Annotated in this window: 16 protein-coding genes; 5 read left to right on the top strand and 11 right to left on the bottom strand. The window is 70.6% G+C overall.

Translation table 11 applies throughout. The features are described from left to right. Positions 1 to 224: 224 nt before the first annotated feature. Positions 225 to 1,265 (bottom strand): SCO0930 family lipoprotein, encoded by a 1,041-nt coding sequence (locus tag ACTWPP_RS24405; RefSeq protein ID WP_443106658.1) that lies wholly within the window; start codon positions 1,263 to 1,265, stop codon positions 225 to 227. A 205-nt stretch (positions 1,266 to 1,470) separates the two neighbouring features. Here ACTWPP_RS24405 and ACTWPP_RS24400 point away from each other — a divergent pair, with 205 nt between their 5' ends. Beyond that, on the top strand, positions 1,471 to 2,580 hold the full coding sequence (locus ACTWPP_RS24400; RefSeq protein WP_443106657.1) for a hypothetical protein: 1,110 nt from the start codon (positions 1,471 to 1,473) through the stop codon (positions 2,578 to 2,580). 42 nt (positions 2,581 to 2,622) lie between these two features. On the opposite strand, the gene ACTWPP_RS24395 is transcribed toward ACTWPP_RS24400, so the two are convergent. Continuing rightward, complete coding sequence (locus tag ACTWPP_RS24395) at positions 2,623 to 2,817, bottom strand: DUF6243 family protein (RefSeq protein WP_443106656.1); 195 nt, start codon at positions 2,815 to 2,817, stop codon at positions 2,623 to 2,625. Positions 2,818 to 3,061: 244 nt separating this feature from the next. Here ACTWPP_RS24395 and ACTWPP_RS24390 point away from each other — a divergent pair, with 244 nt between their 5' ends. Continuing rightward, positions 3,062 to 4,132 (top strand): quinone-dependent dihydroorotate dehydrogenase, encoded by a 1,071-nt coding sequence (locus ACTWPP_RS24390; RefSeq protein ID WP_443106655.1) that lies wholly within the window; start codon positions 3,062 to 3,064, stop codon positions 4,130 to 4,132. Positions 4,133 to 4,290: 158 nt separating this feature from the next. Here ACTWPP_RS24390 and ACTWPP_RS24385 read toward each other — a convergent pair whose 3' ends face one another. The 5 genes from ACTWPP_RS24385 to ACTWPP_RS24365 all read right to left on the bottom strand — a co-directional run bounded on the left by ACTWPP_RS24385 (position 4,291) and on the right by ACTWPP_RS24365 (position 9,111). Further along, a complete protein-coding gene (locus ACTWPP_RS24385; RefSeq protein WP_443106654.1) occupies positions 4,291 to 4,650 on the bottom strand; it encodes a hypothetical protein in 360 nt (119 codons plus the stop codon). Between the two features lie 248 nt (positions 4,651 to 4,898). Beyond that, positions 4,899 to 6,434: a DUF7059 domain-containing protein gene (locus ACTWPP_RS24380; protein WP_443106653.1), complete on the bottom strand. Its 1,536-nt coding sequence runs from the start codon at positions 6,432 to 6,434 to the stop codon at positions 4,899 to 4,901. 90 nt (positions 6,435 to 6,524) lie between these two features. After that, complete coding sequence (locus ACTWPP_RS24375) at positions 6,525 to 7,355, bottom strand: N-acetylmuramoyl-L-alanine amidase (RefSeq protein ID WP_443106652.1); 831 nt, start codon at positions 7,353 to 7,355, stop codon at positions 6,525 to 6,527. 115 nt (positions 7,356 to 7,470) lie between these two features. Next, entirely contained in the window at positions 7,471 to 7,731 is a 261-nt protein-coding gene (locus tag ACTWPP_RS24370; RefSeq protein ID WP_443106651.1) for a hypothetical protein, read from the bottom strand. Positions 7,732 to 8,004: 273 nt separating this feature from the next. Continuing rightward, a complete protein-coding gene (locus ACTWPP_RS24365; protein WP_443106650.1) occupies positions 8,005 to 9,111 on the bottom strand; it encodes a LacI family DNA-binding transcriptional regulator in 1,107 nt (368 codons plus the stop codon). A 274-nt stretch (positions 9,112 to 9,385) separates the two neighbouring features. On the opposite strand from ACTWPP_RS24365, the gene ACTWPP_RS24360 reads away from it, so the two are divergent. Beyond that, on the top strand, positions 9,386 to 10,087 hold the full coding sequence (locus ACTWPP_RS24360; protein ID WP_443106649.1) for a TetR/AcrR family transcriptional regulator: 702 nt from the start codon (positions 9,386 to 9,388) through the stop codon (positions 10,085 to 10,087). A 228-nt stretch (positions 10,088 to 10,315) separates the two neighbouring features. Here ACTWPP_RS24360 and bldC read toward each other — a convergent pair whose 3' ends face one another. Both bldC and ACTWPP_RS24350 read right to left on the bottom strand, forming a co-directional pair. Next, positions 10,316 to 10,519, bottom strand: coding sequence for a developmental transcriptional regulator BldC (gene bldC, locus ACTWPP_RS24355; RefSeq protein WP_012850682.1), 204 nt, complete (start codon positions 10,517 to 10,519; stop codon positions 10,316 to 10,318). Between the two features lie 273 nt (positions 10,520 to 10,792). Further along, on the bottom strand, positions 10,793 to 11,671 hold the full coding sequence (locus ACTWPP_RS24350; protein WP_443106648.1) for a hypothetical protein: 879 nt from the start codon (positions 11,669 to 11,671) through the stop codon (positions 10,793 to 10,795). A 125-nt stretch (positions 11,672 to 11,796) separates the two neighbouring features. Between ACTWPP_RS24350 and ACTWPP_RS24345 the strand changes: the two genes are divergently transcribed. After that, positions 11,797 to 12,879 (top strand): Glu/Leu/Phe/Val family dehydrogenase, encoded by a 1,083-nt coding sequence (locus tag ACTWPP_RS24345; protein WP_443106647.1) that lies wholly within the window; start codon positions 11,797 to 11,799, stop codon positions 12,877 to 12,879. A 289-nt stretch (positions 12,880 to 13,168) separates the two neighbouring features. Then, positions 13,169 to 13,375 carry a DUF3073 domain-containing protein gene (locus tag ACTWPP_RS24340; RefSeq protein ID WP_358469704.1) on the top strand — a complete coding sequence of 69 codons (207 nt, stop codon included), beginning with the start codon at positions 13,169 to 13,171 and terminating at the stop codon, positions 13,373 to 13,375. A 264-nt stretch (positions 13,376 to 13,639) separates the two neighbouring features. On the opposite strand, the gene purM is transcribed toward ACTWPP_RS24340, so the two are convergent. Then, entirely contained in the window at positions 13,640 to 14,707 is a 1,068-nt protein-coding gene (gene purM / locus ACTWPP_RS24335; RefSeq protein ID WP_443106646.1) for a phosphoribosylformylglycinamidine cyclo-ligase, read from the bottom strand. Further along, the gene (gene purF, locus ACTWPP_RS24330) at positions 14,707 to 16,155 is read right to left on the bottom strand and encodes an amidophosphoribosyltransferase (protein ID WP_443106645.1); all 1,449 of its coding nucleotides are present in this window, start codon (positions 16,153 to 16,155) and stop codon (positions 14,707 to 14,709) included. The genes purM and purF overlap by 1 nt, the downstream gene beginning before the upstream one ends. Between the last annotated feature and the right edge of the window lie 95 nt (positions 16,156 to 16,250).

Below are 16,250 nucleotides of genomic sequence, written 5' to 3'. Positions count from 1 at the left end.
CATAACCTACCTATTCATGCGCCTGGTGAATCGACTGGTAATGAGGTTGGCCACTTAGGACGCAAGACGTTCTGCCACCTGGCATAACGACAGTTGATAGGACCTACCCGTCCGGTTACATTCGTGTCGCAGCGTGAAGAAGACGCGGAGGGATCGCGGACCCCGACCGACCCGCGAGCCCTCCGCGCCTTCGCCTGTGGGGCGGCCGTGGCGCGGCGTGGGGTTCAGTAACCACCGCCTGGCGCGTAGCCGCCGTTGCCGTTTCCGTTACCGTTGCCGCGGCCGAAGCCGTTTCCGTTGCCGTTGCCGTTGCCACGGCCGTTTCCGGGGGGCGAGCCGATGGCGGTGGCCCTGTCGCCAGTGGGGGTGGTGGCCCACCAGACGCCGCCCACGCCCTGGCCGTTCGTCGCGCCCGGCTGCCCGTCCTTCGCGTAGTAGTACACGGGCCAGCCGTCGATGGTGATCTGGCACTCGCCGTCGTCCTTGCGCTCGATGAAGTCGACCACCTTCTTGCTGACTCCTTCGAGCTTGACGTCCTTCCAGCCCCTGAAGACGGTCGGCGGCCACGCCTTCTTGCAGTCGCCGAAGCAGGTTGTGGTCGGCGGCCTGTCGTCGTCCTTGTCGAAGCGGTAGAGCGTGCGGCCCTCACCATCGGTCAGGATGCGGCCGAGCTTCGGGTCGTTCCTGGCCCTGATGACGATCCCCCTCTTCGGGCGGTCGTCGTTCGCGTTCTGGGCGGGGGTGGCCTTCTTACCGGTCGGGGACGCGGCGTACCAGGTGCCGCCGACGCCCTGGCCGTTCACGTCACCGGGGCCCTGATCCTTGACGTACCGGTACAGCGGCCATCCCGCGAGGGTGACCTGCCACCGGCCGTCGGGACGCTTGACCTTGCCGACCAGGGACTGCTGGACGCCTTCGACCTCCGTCTGCGTCCCGCCGGCCCACACCGGCGGCCACGCCTTCGCGCAAGCCCCCGCGCAGGTGGACGCGGACGGACGGGCGGTGTCGTTGTCGAATCGGTAGAGGGTCCGGCCGTCGCCATCGGTGACGACCTTGCCGAGCTTGGCGATGCGGGCGACCTCCAGGGTGGTGGGCTCCGCCGCCGGCGTCGGGGCCGGCGGGGCCGAGGGGGCGGCCTGCGCCTGCTGCTGGGTGCCTGCGGCGTTCTCCTTGTTCCCGGCGGTCTCCTGTCCGCACGCCGTGATCACCATCCCGGAGGCGGTGAGGGCGGCCGCGGCGGGGAACGCCCAACGTGGGATTTTCATGCCGTGTGTCCTCCATGTCGTCCACGGTCCCGGCTCCGGTTCCGGTTTCCCGCACGTTGGTCGAGGGGAGCTGCCGCACCGCTCTCCCGAACCGACGAGCAGTACGGTGTGCACTCACAACGGGTTCAACCCACCGGAACCGGTCGGCTGCGGGCCGGGTCGTATGCACAGTTGTTCACATCGACGGTTCGCGAGGCAGGCAGCAGTGACCACCGGCGAAGACGCACCCGCGGATCCCCCGATCAGCCTGAGCAAGGAGCGGCCGGACGAGCCGCCCCGGGAACGGCCGGGCCCGGCGTGGATCGTGATCCCGGCCCGCGTCGTCGCGCTGATCATCGTCGTACCGCTCCGGCTCGTCCACGACCTGGTGGTGCTGGGCGCGCGGGGAGTGCGGGCCGTGTGGAACGGCCTGGTGCGGGCGCCGGGACGGCTGGGCCGGCTCATCGGCCGGATGCTGCGGTGGATCTGGCACGGGCTGTACCGGTGGCCGCTCGCCCCTACCGGCCGGCTGGCCGCGGCCGTCGCGCGAGGGATCGGCGCGCTGCTCCACCTCCTCATCGTCCGGCCGCTGCGGTGGCTCGGGCGCGGGACGGGACACCTGGCCCGCTGGGTCCACCGCGTGCTGATCGCCCCCACCGGCCGGTTCCTCGCCATGATCGGACGCGGACTGGGATGGCTCCTGGGGCTGGTCCTGCTACGGCCGCTACAGGCGCTGGGGCGCGGGCTGGCCTGGCTCGCCGGGATCACCGGCCGGGGGTTCGCCCTGCTGTTCAAGGGCATCGGCCTGCTGATCACGGTGCTCGTGGTCATCCCTGCCGTGTTCGTATGGCGCTACCTGCTGCGCCCGCCGCTGCTCGGCCTCGCCCGTCTGGCACGCGGCGCCCTGCTCCTGCTCGGTGCGCTCGGGAGCGTCCTGGCTTCCGGCCGGCGCGCGTTCGCGGGTGCCGCCGCCTGGTCCTGGCGGCTGATCGGCCGGTGCCTGGCGTGGCTGGTGGGGGCCCTTGTCGTGCTGCCCGCCCGGACGGTGTGGCGGTACGTCCTGGCGCCCATCGTGGCGGGTTTCGCGGGGACGTGGCGGTTCGCGTCCCGCGTCCTGCGGTGGCTGTGGCGCACGCTCGTCGTCGCTCCCGGACGGGTCCTGATCGTCGCCCCGGCACGGTGGACCGGGACCAACGTGCTGCGACCGGCCGGGCGGGGCGTCCGGGAAACGTGGCGGGTCTGCGTGCGCGATCCCGTCCGCTCCGCCCGCCGGACGATGCGGGAGGCGAGCCGGGACGTCCGGCTCCAGCTCCGCCGCACCTTCCGCAGACACTGAACCGCGCCGACCCCAGGGGAGGCCGGCGCGGTCCGCGTCGTTCTACTCGTCCTGCTGCCCGGAAGCGGCGCGGCGCTCGTTGCGCTCGCGCATCTTCCTGAGCAGTTCCCTCTTCTCGGCGGCGGGGTCGCCGCCGCTGCCTGGCACCGGTGCCTTCCCGCCGCGCAGAGCGCGTCGGGAAAGCTTGTTGCGCTGGCCGCCTACGCCCAGCATTCCGTTCCGGCGGCTCTTGGCCATGGTGTTCTCCCGTTCGGCTGGGTGTGTTCGATGTCCGTGCACCCAGGTCCGGCCGTGCGGGAGGGGAGTCCAGCTTCCTACGCGTCCCGGCCGGACCCGGCGCCGGGACGGTCGCGGTACACGCGCACAGGGGTGAACCACCATGCGGTGGTCTCGGCATTCATGAGCATGCGGCCAGGTTAAACACTGCCTCGGCCCCCCTCAACGGGTTTTCGGGCGGGCCCGGCTGAGATACTTGCGGACGATGTATCGACTCCTGTTCTCACTGGTCATCGCCCGGGTCCCGGCGGAGACCGTCCACCACCTGACGCTCCGCGGGCTCCGCGCGATCCAGTCGGCGCCCGGGGCCGTGCCGCTCCTGCGGCGGCTGCTCGCGCCCCGCGACCCGGCACTGGCCGTGCGCGCCCTCGGGCTGGACTTCCCCAGCCCGCTGGGCCTCGCCGCCGGGTTCGACAAGGACGCCGTCGCCTACGAGGCGCTCGGCGCGTTCGGGTTCGGCCACGTCGAGATCGGCACGGTGACGGGACGTCCGCAGCCGGGCAATCCGCAGCCGCGGCTGTTCCGGCTCGTCCCCGACCGGGCGGTCATCAACCGGATGGGCTTCAACAACGAGGGTTCGGAGGCCGCGGCGCGGCGGCTGCGCGGCCGGGGCGGCGGGACGATCGTCGGGGTCAACATCGGCAAGACGAAGGTCGTCCCGGAGGCCTCGGCGGCCGCCGACTATGTGGCGAGCGCCGAGCGGCTCGCACCGTACGCGGACTACCTCGTCGTCAACGTCAGCTCCCCCAACACCCCCGGCCTGCGGAACCTGCAGGCCGTGGAGCACCTGCGCCCGCTCCTGGCGGCGGTGCGCGAGGCCGCGGACCGCGCGTCCGCCCGCCGCGTCCCGCTGCTGGTCAAGATCGCCCCCGATCTGGCGGACGACGACATCGACGCGGTCGCCGGCCTCGCCCTAGACCTCGGCCTGGACGGCATCATCGCGACCAACACCACCGTCGGCCGGGACGCCCTGCTCAGCCCGCCCGCCGTGGTGAAGGAGACAGGCGGGCTGTCCGGCGCGCCGCTGAAGGAGCGTTCGCTGGACGTGCTGCACCGGCTGCGGTCCCGTACCGGCGGCCGGGTCGCGCTGATCTCGGTCGGCGGCGTGGAGACCGCCGACGACGTGTGGGAGCGCATCCGGGCGGGCGCCACCCTCGTCCAGGGCTACACCGGCATGATCTACGGCGGCCCCCTGTGGGCGCACCGCGTCAACCGCGCCCTGTCCCGCCGCCTCCGCGAAAGCACCTTCAGCACCCTCGACGAAGCCCGCCGCTGATCCCGCCTCGCGTTGACTTCCGGCGAATGCGCGGTCGCGTCACTGTAGGCCCCCGCCTGCGGTGATGAGGTTTACGCGTCCGTGCTTGCACGCCGATCAACCTCACGACGCGCGCGCAGCACGGTCGCCGGCCGCTCACCATTTCGCACCGCGACCGGCTATTCGCTCTGTGGGAAGTGCACGACGGTCGCCGCTGGCTGGCCGAACCACTCCTTTGCTGTCCGGGTCATCAGCAGTACCAGGATCAGAATCCCGCTCGGAAAACTCAGGACACCCAAGATCACCGCCAATGTCCTGGAACCTCGATAGCCCCGCCAAAGCCCCTGCGCCAACATTCCTGGGAGCAGCGCCGGCACGAGCAGCGCCAAGGCGATCCCCACCAGGTCCACCTGACGATCGATGATCGCGAAGACCACCATCCCGACCGCTCCGGCGATGAAGAGCACGGCGGGAATCGAGAAGATCACCACGACGGCTATCACGCTTGGCGGCGGCCTGCGCTTCCTGTCCGACGACATTGCGGCATAGTAACGTCGCGCCAGTGGGACCCCTCCCGGAACGAATAATGTAAGGCCGAACCGGCCGTTCAATGCCGGGCCGTTCCACCGGACTTGGCCGGCCGCAGCAACGCCGACCGCGCCGCCCCACGATTACGTCCGAAAATGCTCGGGCGATATCCGGTCTCTCGGATACCGACCCGGCAGAGTATCGATTCACCGCGGCATGTCGACCCGATGGCGGCGGCGTCAGGGCGACGCGCCGCAAGTCAACGAGGGTGGCGCAGGAAGAAGCCGTCGGCGATCAAGTCCGGTAGGACCCTGTCCGCTTGCGCGCGGGTCTCGGCGGGGTCCGTGCCGGTGAGTTGGGCGATCGCGTCCAGCAGCGGGTCGAGGGGCAGGGTGCCGTCGCAGACGCCCGCGAGGGCGGCCTCGACCGTCCCGACGCCGGCCGCGCGGCGGAGCCGGCCGGTCTGGCGCAGCACGATCCGCTCCGGGTCCTCGGCGCCGGGCGCACCGATCTGTTCCTGGACGAGACCGGGCGCGACCCCCAGAGTCTGTCCACAGGCTGTGGAAAACTCTGCGGCGTTGGCGAGGCCGTCCAGGACGTCGTCCACGTAGGCGCCGACGGGCTGCTCGACGGCGTGCCGCAGTTCCTCGATCCGGACGGCCGGCCGCTCGCCGCGCCGCAGTGTGATCCACCCGAATCCGATGCCGGTGACGCCCAGCCGCTCGAAGTGATCGAGCCACGCCTCGTACCGGGCCCGGTACTCCGGCGTCCCGGCCTCGCAGGAATCCCGCAGCCACAGCTCGGCGTACTCCGCCGGGTCCTGGACGTCCCGCTGGACGATCCACGCGTCGCACCCGTCCACCCATGAGCCGACGCGCTCCTCCCACGGGACACCGTCGATATGCAGCCAATTCGCCAGGAGCTGGCAGTACCCGCCGTCGTTCAGGTGCCGCGGAGCGTCCTCGACGAGACGCCGGCAGAAGTCGTCGCCCGGCAGGCCGGACTCCCGGTAGGTGAAGCGCCGGCCGCCGGACGGCGCGACGACGAACGGGGGATTGGACACGATCAGATCGAACCGGCGTCCCCGGACGGGCTCCAGCAGCGACCCCCGGAGAAGTTCGGCGCCGTTCAGGCCCGACAGCGCGAAGCTCATCTCGGCCAGTTCGAGGGCCCGCGGATTGACGTCCGTCGCGGTGATCCGCGCGGCGGGGGAACGCCCCGCCAGATGCACCGCCTGAACACCGCAGCCCGTTCCGAGATCGAGCACGTTGTCCACAGGCCTGTGGACAACCAGCCGGGCCAGGGCACCGGACGCGCCGCCCGCGCCCACCACGTGATCGGCCGCCGGGATAGGCCGAGCTGGGCTCGTCCGTCGAATGGCGGTGGGTGGGGGCTGGAGGACGGTGCCCCCCGACCCGGGCCGCACCGTGAGATCGGACACGACATATCCGGCAAGGCCTGGGCCCCGAGCAAGCCCGTCGCCGCTCACCGCCTCCAGCGGCTCGACGCGCAGCCGGGCCCGAAGCTCCCCGCCCGACACCTCGGCGAGGCCGGCGGCCACCAGATCGTCCGCCTTGATCGCCGCCGCGTCCACGGGCACCTGCAGCCAGAACAGCCGTGTCAGGATCTCCAGCGGGGACCCGCCGCCGGTCGCCCGCAGCGCCGGGGTGATCTCGTCCCGCGCCAGCGCCCCGCCCGCGACCGGCCCGAGCAGCTCCCGCACCCCGGCGACGGTGTAATCCGCCCCCAGCAGGACGTCACGGACACGAAGAAGTGGCCCCCGGAGATCAGACACTCCCCCATCCTGCCCCCGACGGGGGTGGGAAGGGCGCCCGCCCGGCAAGCCCGCGGCTATTTCAGGCCCGTGGTCACTTCAGGCCCGTGGTCACTTCAGGTACGTCTTGAGGCCCTCGGTCAGAGACTCCGCTATGCGCTGGCGGAAGGACGCGCTGGCGAGCTTGGCCGCGTCGTTCTTGTTCCGCATGTTGCCGCACTCGACGAAGACCTTGGGGACGCTCGACAGGTTCAGGCCCCCGAGGTCATTGCGCCGGTCACGGCCCTCCTCACCGAGATAGTTGGAGTAGGCCATGCCGGTGCCCTGGTGGTAGGCGTCGCGGAGGGCCTCGCCCAGCTTGCGGGAGCCGGGCACCATCCCGGCGTTCCCGCCGACCGCGATCGGCTCGATGATGTGGAAGCCATGCGCGGACGCGCGCGCGCCGTCGGCGTGGATCGACACGGCGGCGTCCGCCTTCAGCCGGTTGCCGACTTCGGCGCGTTCGGTGATGCACGGGCCGACGCCCTTGTCGTTCTTGCGCGTCAGCGTCACCTCGGCGCCCTCGGCCTGCAGGAGCTTCGCGAGCCGCTTGGAGACGTCCCAGGTGAACGCGTGCTCGGGGTAGCCGTCGTTGGACTCGGTGCCGGTCGTGTCGCACGCCTTGCTGCCGTTGCCGATCTTGACCTGCTTGTTGATCTCGTCCGGGTGGTCGGCGTTCCCGCCGTTGTGCCCGGGATCGATGACGATCACCTTGCCGTCCAGCGCGGACGCGTCGCCCTTGGCCGCAGCGGGCGACTTGCCCACCGCGGAGGGCCCGCCCGCCCTCGGCGGGATCGCGGTCTCGCCGCCGGCGGGCGTACCGGAGGATCCTCCGCACGCGGTGAGGGCGCCGAGGCACAGCGCGATACCGGCGGCCAGCGGGCCGCCTCGTTGGATTCGCACTGACCGATTCCTCCGTGATGAGTTCGTTACGACCCACACAGTCTGCACATCGATGGGGGTTCGTCAAACGAAGTCCGGGAAACCGGTCCCGCGTTCCGGGCCCGGAGGGGGCGGATCAGCCGAGCGGGTCCTCCTTGCCCAGCAACGCGGCGAGGGCGCGCGCCTCCTCCGCGTCCAGGCCCAGGACCACGCGGGGACGGCCCCACGGGTGGTCGATCGAATGGGCGACGTAGCTGGCGACGGACTCGGAGACCTCCTCGGCCAGGCCGCGCGCGTGCCGCCACTCCGTCCACGCGCGTTCCAATTCGCTTGCCGCGCGCTGCGCGCACGACACCAGTTCCGGATCACGCACGAGATCAACCCCCCTGATGGACATGACCCTTTCCCCGTGCCGCACGGCGGTGTCCCCGTCCGGGCGGCCTCCCCCGAGGCCGCCCGGACCCAGCCGCCGAACGGTGAGTCCCATTAACCCGCCGGAGAGGGGTCACGGGCTGGCGAATGCGGCAGGCTTGGCCAGCCCCTTACCCGGTGCACACCGGTTCGAGGAACGATCGACCGTCTCCGTACCCCGGACATAACCGGGCCCGGCGGGAAAAGCGAGATTGGTGGGAGCGATGAGAGGCGGGGGGACGTGGACGCGGCGGGCGGCTCAGGCGGCGGGGGCGGGACCCGTCGTCGAGCGGACCACCAGATGCGGGACGACCAGGTTCTGCCTGGCCGCACGGGACGGGTCGCCGATGCGCGCGGTCAGCAGTTCGGCGGCCACCCGGCCCATGTCCCGGCGCGGCTGGTCGACGCTGGTCAGCGAGATGTGCCGGATGGCGGCGAGATGCGTGTTGTCGTAGCCGACGATCGACAGCTCGTCCGGCACGCGCATCCCCAGCTCGTCGGCCGCCGACAGCGCACCGGTCGCGACGAGGTCGTTCGGTGCGAAGATCGCGGTGGGCCGGGGTTCGCGGCGCAGCAGCGCGTGGGCGGCCCGGTAGCCGCCGTCCTCGGTGAAGTCGCCCGGCTCGACGACGATCTCGCCGGGCAGCCCGTGCCGGCGCATCGCCCGCTCGTAACCGGCGCGGCGGTAGCGCGCGGTCGTCGAGCGCGCCCCCTCGATGTGGGCGATCCGGCGGTGGCCCAGCCCGACGAGGTGGTCGACGGCGAGGCTGGCGCCGAGTTCGTCGTCGTCGACCACGATGTCGACGCCGACGACGTCGCGTTCACCGACCACGACCACCGGGACGCTCGCCGCGGCCTCCTTGAGGGACTCGGGGACGACGCTGAGCAGCACGAGCCCGTCCACCCGCATCTCCAGGAACGCCTCCACGGCCTCGGCCTCGAACAGCGGGTCCCAGCGGCCGCTGCCGACGAGCATCCGCAGGCCGGCGCCGTGCAGGCTCTCCTGCAGCCCGTCGAGGAACTCGGCGAAGAAGGGATTGTGCAGGTCGGCGACGATGGCGCCGATCAGCCTGGTGCGTCCCTCGACCAGGCTTCTGGCCACGGCGTTCGGCCGGTAGCCGAGTTCGCGGGCGGCCTGCAGGACGGCCTGCCTGCGGCGCTCGCTCACATGCGGTGACCCCCGCATCACCAGGGAGACGAGCGATTTGGAGACGCCGGCGCGCTCGGCGACGTTGCGGATCGTCGGTTTCGGCGAGGGGACGGACCTCCCCTCGCCGCGCGCGGCGGGAGAGGGCTCGGTGCGCGGCCGGGGGACCGCACCCTCCTCCCGCCTGTTGTGCGGGGGATTTGCTTGCTCAGCTGACATGGCACTCCGTCCAGGGGGACCTGCAGGACCTGCCGCGGCGGCGCACCGCTGGGGGGTTCGGCGCGCCGGCCTCCGCTCGGGAGGAGATGCCATGATGCCGCGCCTTCCCCCTAAACCGCCGCAACAGTGAGTAACGGGCATCCGACAATGGTGGTTCGGGCCTGTGGTGTTCCGGATCACAGCCGTGTCGGAGGATGATCACGACCCGGTGAAAGCCCGGTTCATCCGCCGCCGGCGCGGCCTGCCGCCGCCCGGGCTCGGATACGCTGCCCAGGTGGTGGATCGTGCGGTGGCCGGTGGCAAGGCGCGGAGCCGGCAGGATGGCGGGCAGGGCGGCGGGCGAGGCCGTCGCAGGCTCAGCGTCGACGAACGGCGGGAGGAACTGATCGCGGCGGCGCTTCAGCTGTTCAGCACGCGCTCGCCGGAGGACATCTCGATCGACGATGTCGCCGCCGCCGCCGGAGCCTCACGCGCGCTCGTCTACCACTACTTCGGCGGCAAGTACGAGCTGTACATCGCCGCGCTCGGCAGCGCCGCCAAGCAGCTGTCGGTGCTGCTCGAACCGCCCACCGAGGGCAAGCCGCTGGAACGCCTGCGGATCTCGCTGCGGCGCTACTTCGACTTCGTGGAACGCCACGCGGCGGGCTACACGGCCCTGCTGCGCGGCGGGCCCGCCGACCGCTCGGGCGAGGTCGGCGAGATCGTCGACGGCATCCGCCGACTGCTGCTGGACCGGATCCTGCATTCCCTGGACGTCGAGACGCCGCAACCCATCCTGCGCATCACGCTGCGCTCCTGGATGGCGGCCGTGGAGACCGCCGGCCTGGACTGGCTGGAGAACCGCGACGTGACCCGTGCCGGGCTGGAAAGCCTGCTGGTCGACCACCTGGTCGTGATGCTCCACGCGGCCGGGCGCCACGACCCGGGCACCGCCAACCTCTTCGACCGCCTCTCCCAGGAGGAGATGAGCTCGTAGGCCCCGGACGTGTCATCGCGACGCGTCATCGCGGGAGGCGTGCCCTTGGACGCCCACTGGACGCTTTGTCCAAACGTGAACTAATTGTCCCCTTGCGCGGGCTGTGTCCTCATGTGGACAGAAGGTCTCATGTGTCCCAAATTACGCGCACGTCAGGACGGTGCCGTGCGTTGCCCTCGACATCGGGCGGCTCGGCACCCGGCGCCGAGGGCAACGCAGCGAACACGGTTATTCCGACCGCTGCTGCGGGATGCCCGCGAGCAGCGCCCGCACCTCCGCCTCGCGGTAGCGGCGGTGCCCCCCCAGTGTCCGGATGGACGTGAGCTTTCCCGCTTTCGCCCACCGTGTGACGGTCTTGGGGTCGACGCGGAACATCGTCGCCACCTCCGCCGGCGTCAGCAGGGGCTCGGCCTCTGGCGTACGTGCTGACATGTTTGCGGCCTCTCCTCCGTGGACCGATGACAGCGATCCTGCGATTGATCCTCGCGCGGTCACTGATGTCCCCTATGGCCCGAAAGAGCCACTATGACATCACAACGTGTAACCTTGCCACCACTCAGCGCAACAAGCAAGTTCCTGGCGGTAGTTGCGTGCAAACATCCCCGCGGATGCGGGGTGCCGTGCCTGTACGGTGGCGACTGAGTCACGCTGCGTGATTCTAGCGACACGTATAGTCGTATCGCGCGCGGATTCGGGAAATTTGTTTTAGTTCGCCGTCTCGAGGGCCCGGACGGGCCGCCATCGGGCGAGCAGCCGCTTGTACATCGCCACGGTCAACTCGACCTCCCCCCGCTCCATCCCGGTGAGGGCCACGGCCATCTCGGCCACCGACTCGTCCGCACGGAGCGTCCGGTCGTCCAGCAGATGGACGAGCCCTCCGTAGTCGAGTTCCACAAGCGCGCGCGGGTGGAAGCCGCCCAGCCATCGGCCGAGCGTCTCCAGCCGTCCCGCCGACAGGAGATAGACGTCGCCCGTCCCGTCGCCGAGATTCTCGCGCACCACGGGGAGCGCCGCCGACACCCGCTGGCGCGCCTCTCCCATGGAGGTGACGTAGACGAGGGTACGCGCGGGCGCGGCCGTCGCCGGGCCATGACCTCCGTGTTCCTCGGACGTGTCGTCCGGCTGGCGGTACCCCGTCCCCGGTGTGCCCAGCATCAGGCACCGCTCGCCCCGCGCGAACGGCACGAACCAGTCCAGCGGGACATGCCAGGTGCTCGTCAGGATGTGGGGACGCAGCGGCCGCCCCCCGCGCTTCCACTGCTCGAAGTCGCCCATCACCCGTTCCGACAGCGGCGGCGGGACGAACGCGGCCGCGACACCGGCGGCGTGCTCGTTCCTGAAGCGCTCGAAGGCCAGCCATGAGCGCAGCCGCGTCTCCCACGGGCACACGTAGATCATGTTCTCCACGCGCCGGACGTAGGCGTCCCTGCTCTCCTGCTCCGGCACGACGTCCGGCGGCGAGCCGGTCATCCTCAGCGTGGCGTCGCGGTGCTCGACCCCGAGCGCGTGGATCCGCCGAGGGCGCCGCCTGGAATCGGCGTAGACCGTCCACAGGGTCCGCGCGGGCTCCGGAAAGGCGGTCACCGGTTCATAAACCCGTAGGTACGCGGCGTACGGAAGCACGACCGCATCGTTACACGAGATTCGGCCGCGCGTGGCGGCATCCCGCGTCCTACGCTGATCTTAGAGACAGAGAGGAGGGCACTACCGTGCCTAATGTCTTCGGGGCGCCCCACAAGGGCACCGAACCCCGACACGAGCAGGTCGTCTTCTGCCAGGACGAGGCGAGCGGCCTGCGCGCCATCATCGCGATCTACTCGACCGCGCTCGGCCCGTCCCTGGGAGGTACACGCTTCTATCCCTACGGGTCCGAGGAGGACGCGCTCGCCGACGTGCTCAACCTGTCCCGGGGCATGGCGTACAAGAACGCCTTGGCCGGGCTGGACCTCGGCGGCGGCAAGGCCGTCATCATCGGCGACCCGTCCACCGACAAGTCCGAGGCGATGCTGAGGGCCTACGGACGGTTCGTCCAGTCACTGAACGGCCGCTACTACACGGCGTGCGACGTCGGCACGTACAGCGAGGACATGGACGTCGTGGCGCGCGAGTGCCGGTACGTCACCGGACGGACGGTCGCGCACGGCGGAGCCGGCGACTCGTCCATCCTCACGGCGTTCGGCGTGTTCCAGGGCATGCGCGCCGCGGCCGAGACCATGTGGGGCTCTCCCACGCTGAGGGGCAGGCGAGTCGGAGTCGAGGGCGTCGGAAAGGTCGGCCACCGCCTCGTGGAGCACCTGCGCGAGGACGGCGCCGACGTCCTGATCTGTGATGTGAACGAGGCCGCCATCGACCGGGTCCGGTCAAGGCACCCGGAGGTCGAGGTCCTCCCGGACGCCGACGCCATGGTCCGCATCCCCCTGGACGTGTACGCGCCGTGCGCACTCGGCGGATCCCTCACCGACGACACCGTGACCGTCCTGGAGGCGAAGGTGGTCTGCGGGGCCGCCAACAACCAGCTCTCCCACACCGGTGTCGAAAAACGCCTCGCCGACCGCGGTGTGCTGTACGCACCGGACTATGTCGTCAACTCCGGTGGCGTGATCCAGGTCGCGGACGAGATCGAAGGCTTCAACTTCGACCGCGCGAAAGCCCGCGCCACCGGCATCTACGACACCACCCGCAAGATCTTCGCGCTGGCCGCCGACGAGGGCGTCCCGCCTGCGGTCGCCGCCGACCGGCTCGCGGAGCGCCGGATGTCCGAAATCGGAAGACTGCGCGGAATCCTGCTCTGAGCCGGCCGCACCGGAACGGTCCGCCGTGCTGATTAGACCGTTGCCGGAGCCGCCGCGGGACACCGCTCGACCGTCCCACGGCGGCTTTGGCGCGTACCCGTGACCACGGGATACACTGTTGTCAGCAGCAACAGGGGCGCCGCCACGTACCGTCGATGTACCGAGCCGGGCGCAAAACGGGTACGGTTGTACCCGTGACTGACGCATGGCTCATCAGGCACCGGTTCGTGTGGTACACGCGCGCGTTGATGGGCCCACGAAAGCCCTGACCATCGAGGGGGTCGAGCCAATGGGTCGCGGCCGAGCCAAGGCCAAGCAGGTAAAGGTTGCCCGACAGCTCAAGTACAACAGCGGCAACACGGACCTCGACCGCCTGAAGAGCGAACTGGGAGTCGATGACTCCGGCGAGGACTCCTACGACGAGCTCGCCGAGAAGTACGCCGACTATGCCGATGATTACGGCACCGAGGACCGTAAGGACGGCACCTCCGGTTGATCGGCCGACAGGACGCCACCGCCCGCAGCACAGGGCGGTGGCGTTTGTCGTGACTTCTTGATGTTCGCCCTAGGTGCACGTCGTGGGGTGTGGTTCGTCATGGTCTCCGAAGGCCGTCGAGATTGCCCGCAGGGCACGTTCGGCGGCGCACGCTTCCCATGTGGCTCGTGAGGGCTGAGAGACGCTCAGCGTTCCTCTCAGCCCTCACCGGCGACGTTCGCGCCGCGTTCCGCGCGCGGGGCTTCTGAAACCGACCGCCGTCCCTCACGCAAGGGTCGCGGCACCGGTGCCTTCGGTGATCTCGCCCAGGTGCCAGGACGGCACGCCCCGGGAGGTCAGGAGGCGGAGGGCCTCATCAGCGCAGTCCGGGCTGACGACGGCCGCCATCCCGACGCCGAGGTTGAACGTCTTGTCCATCTCGCCCTGCGGAACGTCCCCGTGCGCCTGCAGGACACGGAACACCGCCGGTGTTTCCCAGGACGAGCGGTGCAGCACGGCGTCCGCCGTCGGAGGCAGCGAGCGAGCCAGGTTGGCGGGCAGCCCGCCCCCCGTTATGTGAGCGAAAGCACGTACCCCGCCGGCCTGCAACAGGGCCAGGCAGTGCTTGGCGTAGATGCGCGTCGGTGTGAGGAGTTCCTCACCCAGTGGACGGCCGAGTTCCGATGGCTGGGATTCGAGGGTCAGGTCCGTTGTGGCCAGGATGTGGCGGACGAGCGAGTACCCGTTCGAGTGGATACCGGACGACGCCATGGCGATGACGGCGTCCCCCGGGCGGACACGGTCGGGGCCGAGGACCTCGTCGGCCTCGACTACGCCCGTCCCCGCGCCGGCGAGGTCGAACTCGTCGGCTTCGAGGAGACCGGGGTGCTCGGCCGTCTCACCGCCGACGAGGGCGCAGCCGGCCAGAGCGCAGGCGTCCGCGATGCCGCCGACGATGTCGGCGATCCGCTCCGGGACGACCTTGCCGCAGGCGATGTAGTCCGTCATGAACAGCGGCTCGGCACCGCACACGGCCAGATCGTCGATGACCATGCCGACCAGGTCGTGACCGACCGTGTCGTAGACGCCGAGACGGCGCGCCAGATCGACCTTGGTACCGACACCGTCCGTGGACGTGGCGAGCAAGGGGCGCTTGTAGCGCAGGAGCGCCGAAGCGTCGAAAAGACCCGCGAACCCGCTGACGTCGTCGACCACTTCCGGACGCCGCGCCCGGGCCACCCGGGACTTCATCAGCTCGACGGCACGCTCACCCGCCGCGATGTCGACCCCGGCGGCCTCGTACGAGGCGCCCGACGGGACGGCCGACGAGGCGCCCGTGGGGCGTCCCGCCATCAGGTGACCTCCAGCAGGTGCTTGCCGCGGGCGCCCTCGTCCACCGGGATGGGGTAGACGCCGTCGAAGCACGCCCGGCACAGTTTGTCCTTGGCGATCTGGGAAGCGGAGATCAGTTCGTCCAGGGAGATGAAGCCCAGCGAGTCGGCGCCGATCGAGTCGCGGATCCCCTCGACCGACAGGTTCCCCGCGATCAGCTCGGCGCGGGTCGCGAAGTCGATGCCGTAGAAGCACGGCCAGGACACGGGCGGGCTGGAGATCCGCACGTGCACCTCGGCGGCGCCCGCGTCCCGCAGCATCCCCACGATGGCGCGCTGGGTGTTGCCGCGCACGATCGAGTCGTCCACCACGACCAGCCGCTTGCCCTCGATCGCCTCCCGCAGCGGGTTGAGCTTGAGCCGGATGCCGAGCTGGCGGATGGTCTGGGACGGCTGGATGAACGTCCGGCCGACGTAGGAGTTCTTCACCAGGCCCTGGCCGTACGGGATGCCGGACGCCTCGGCGTAGCCGATCGCGGCCGGGGTGCCCGACTCGGGGGTCGGGATGACCATGTCGGCCTCGACGGGATGCTCGCGGGCCAGCCGGCGCCCGACCTCGACGCGGGTGGCCTGGACGCTGCGTCCGGCGATCGAGGTGTCGGGCCGCGCCAGGTAGACGTACTCGAACAGGCAGCCCTTCGGACGCGCCTCGGCGAACCGCTCCGACCGGACGCCGTCGCCGTCGATCGCGACCAGTTCTCCCGGTTCGATCTCCCGGACGAAGCGGGCGCCGACGATGTCGAGGCCGGCGGACTCGGACGCCACCACCCAGCCGCGGTCCTCCAGGGCACCGAGGACGAGCGGCCGGACGCCCTCCGGGTCGCGGGCGGCGTACAGCGTCCCCTCGTCCATGAAGACCAGGGAGTACGCGCCGCGGGTGGCGGGCAGGATCTCCCGCGCCGCCGCCATCGGGCCGTCGCCGTGGGTGGCCAGCAAGGCCGTCAGCACCTCGGTGTCGGTCGTGGCCGTCAGCACGCCGGGAGCCAGCCGCGCGGCCAGCTCCGGCGTGTTGATCAGGTTGCCGTTGTGGGTGAGCGCCAGCCCGCCCGCGTCGCTGGACCGGAACGTGGGCTGCGCGTTCTCCCACGTGGGCGAGCCGGTCGTCGAGTAACGGCAGTGACCGACGGCGATGTGGCCGCGGAGGGTGTTCAACACCGACTCGTCGAAGACCTGGGCGACGAGGCCCATGTCCTTGAACACGACGATGCGTGATCCGTCGCTGACGGCGATGCCCGCCGACTCCTGCCCGCGGTGCTGGAGCGCGTACAGGCCGTAGTAGGTGAGCTTGCTCACTTCCGCCCTCGACGCCTGGTCCGCGGGGACCCAGACGCCGAAGACCCCGCAGGCATCCTGCGGGGGGCGGTCAGAGGAGTCGATGTCGTGGCTCAGACGTCCGTCACCGAGAGGCACATTGCCAGTCTAGATGCCCGATTCAGCTGCTCCGATCGGTGGCATGTACTTAACGGACCTTTACTCACCCGAACCACAGGCATCACTTACCTCGG

The organism is Actinomadura sp. 3N407 (assembly GCF_052245875.1).
Lineage (GTDB): Bacteria > Actinomycetota > Actinomycetes > Streptosporangiales > Streptosporangiaceae > Spirillospora.
The sequence above is the reverse complement of the archived record's forward strand: the minus strand, read 5'-3'. Positions and strand labels throughout refer to the sequence as shown.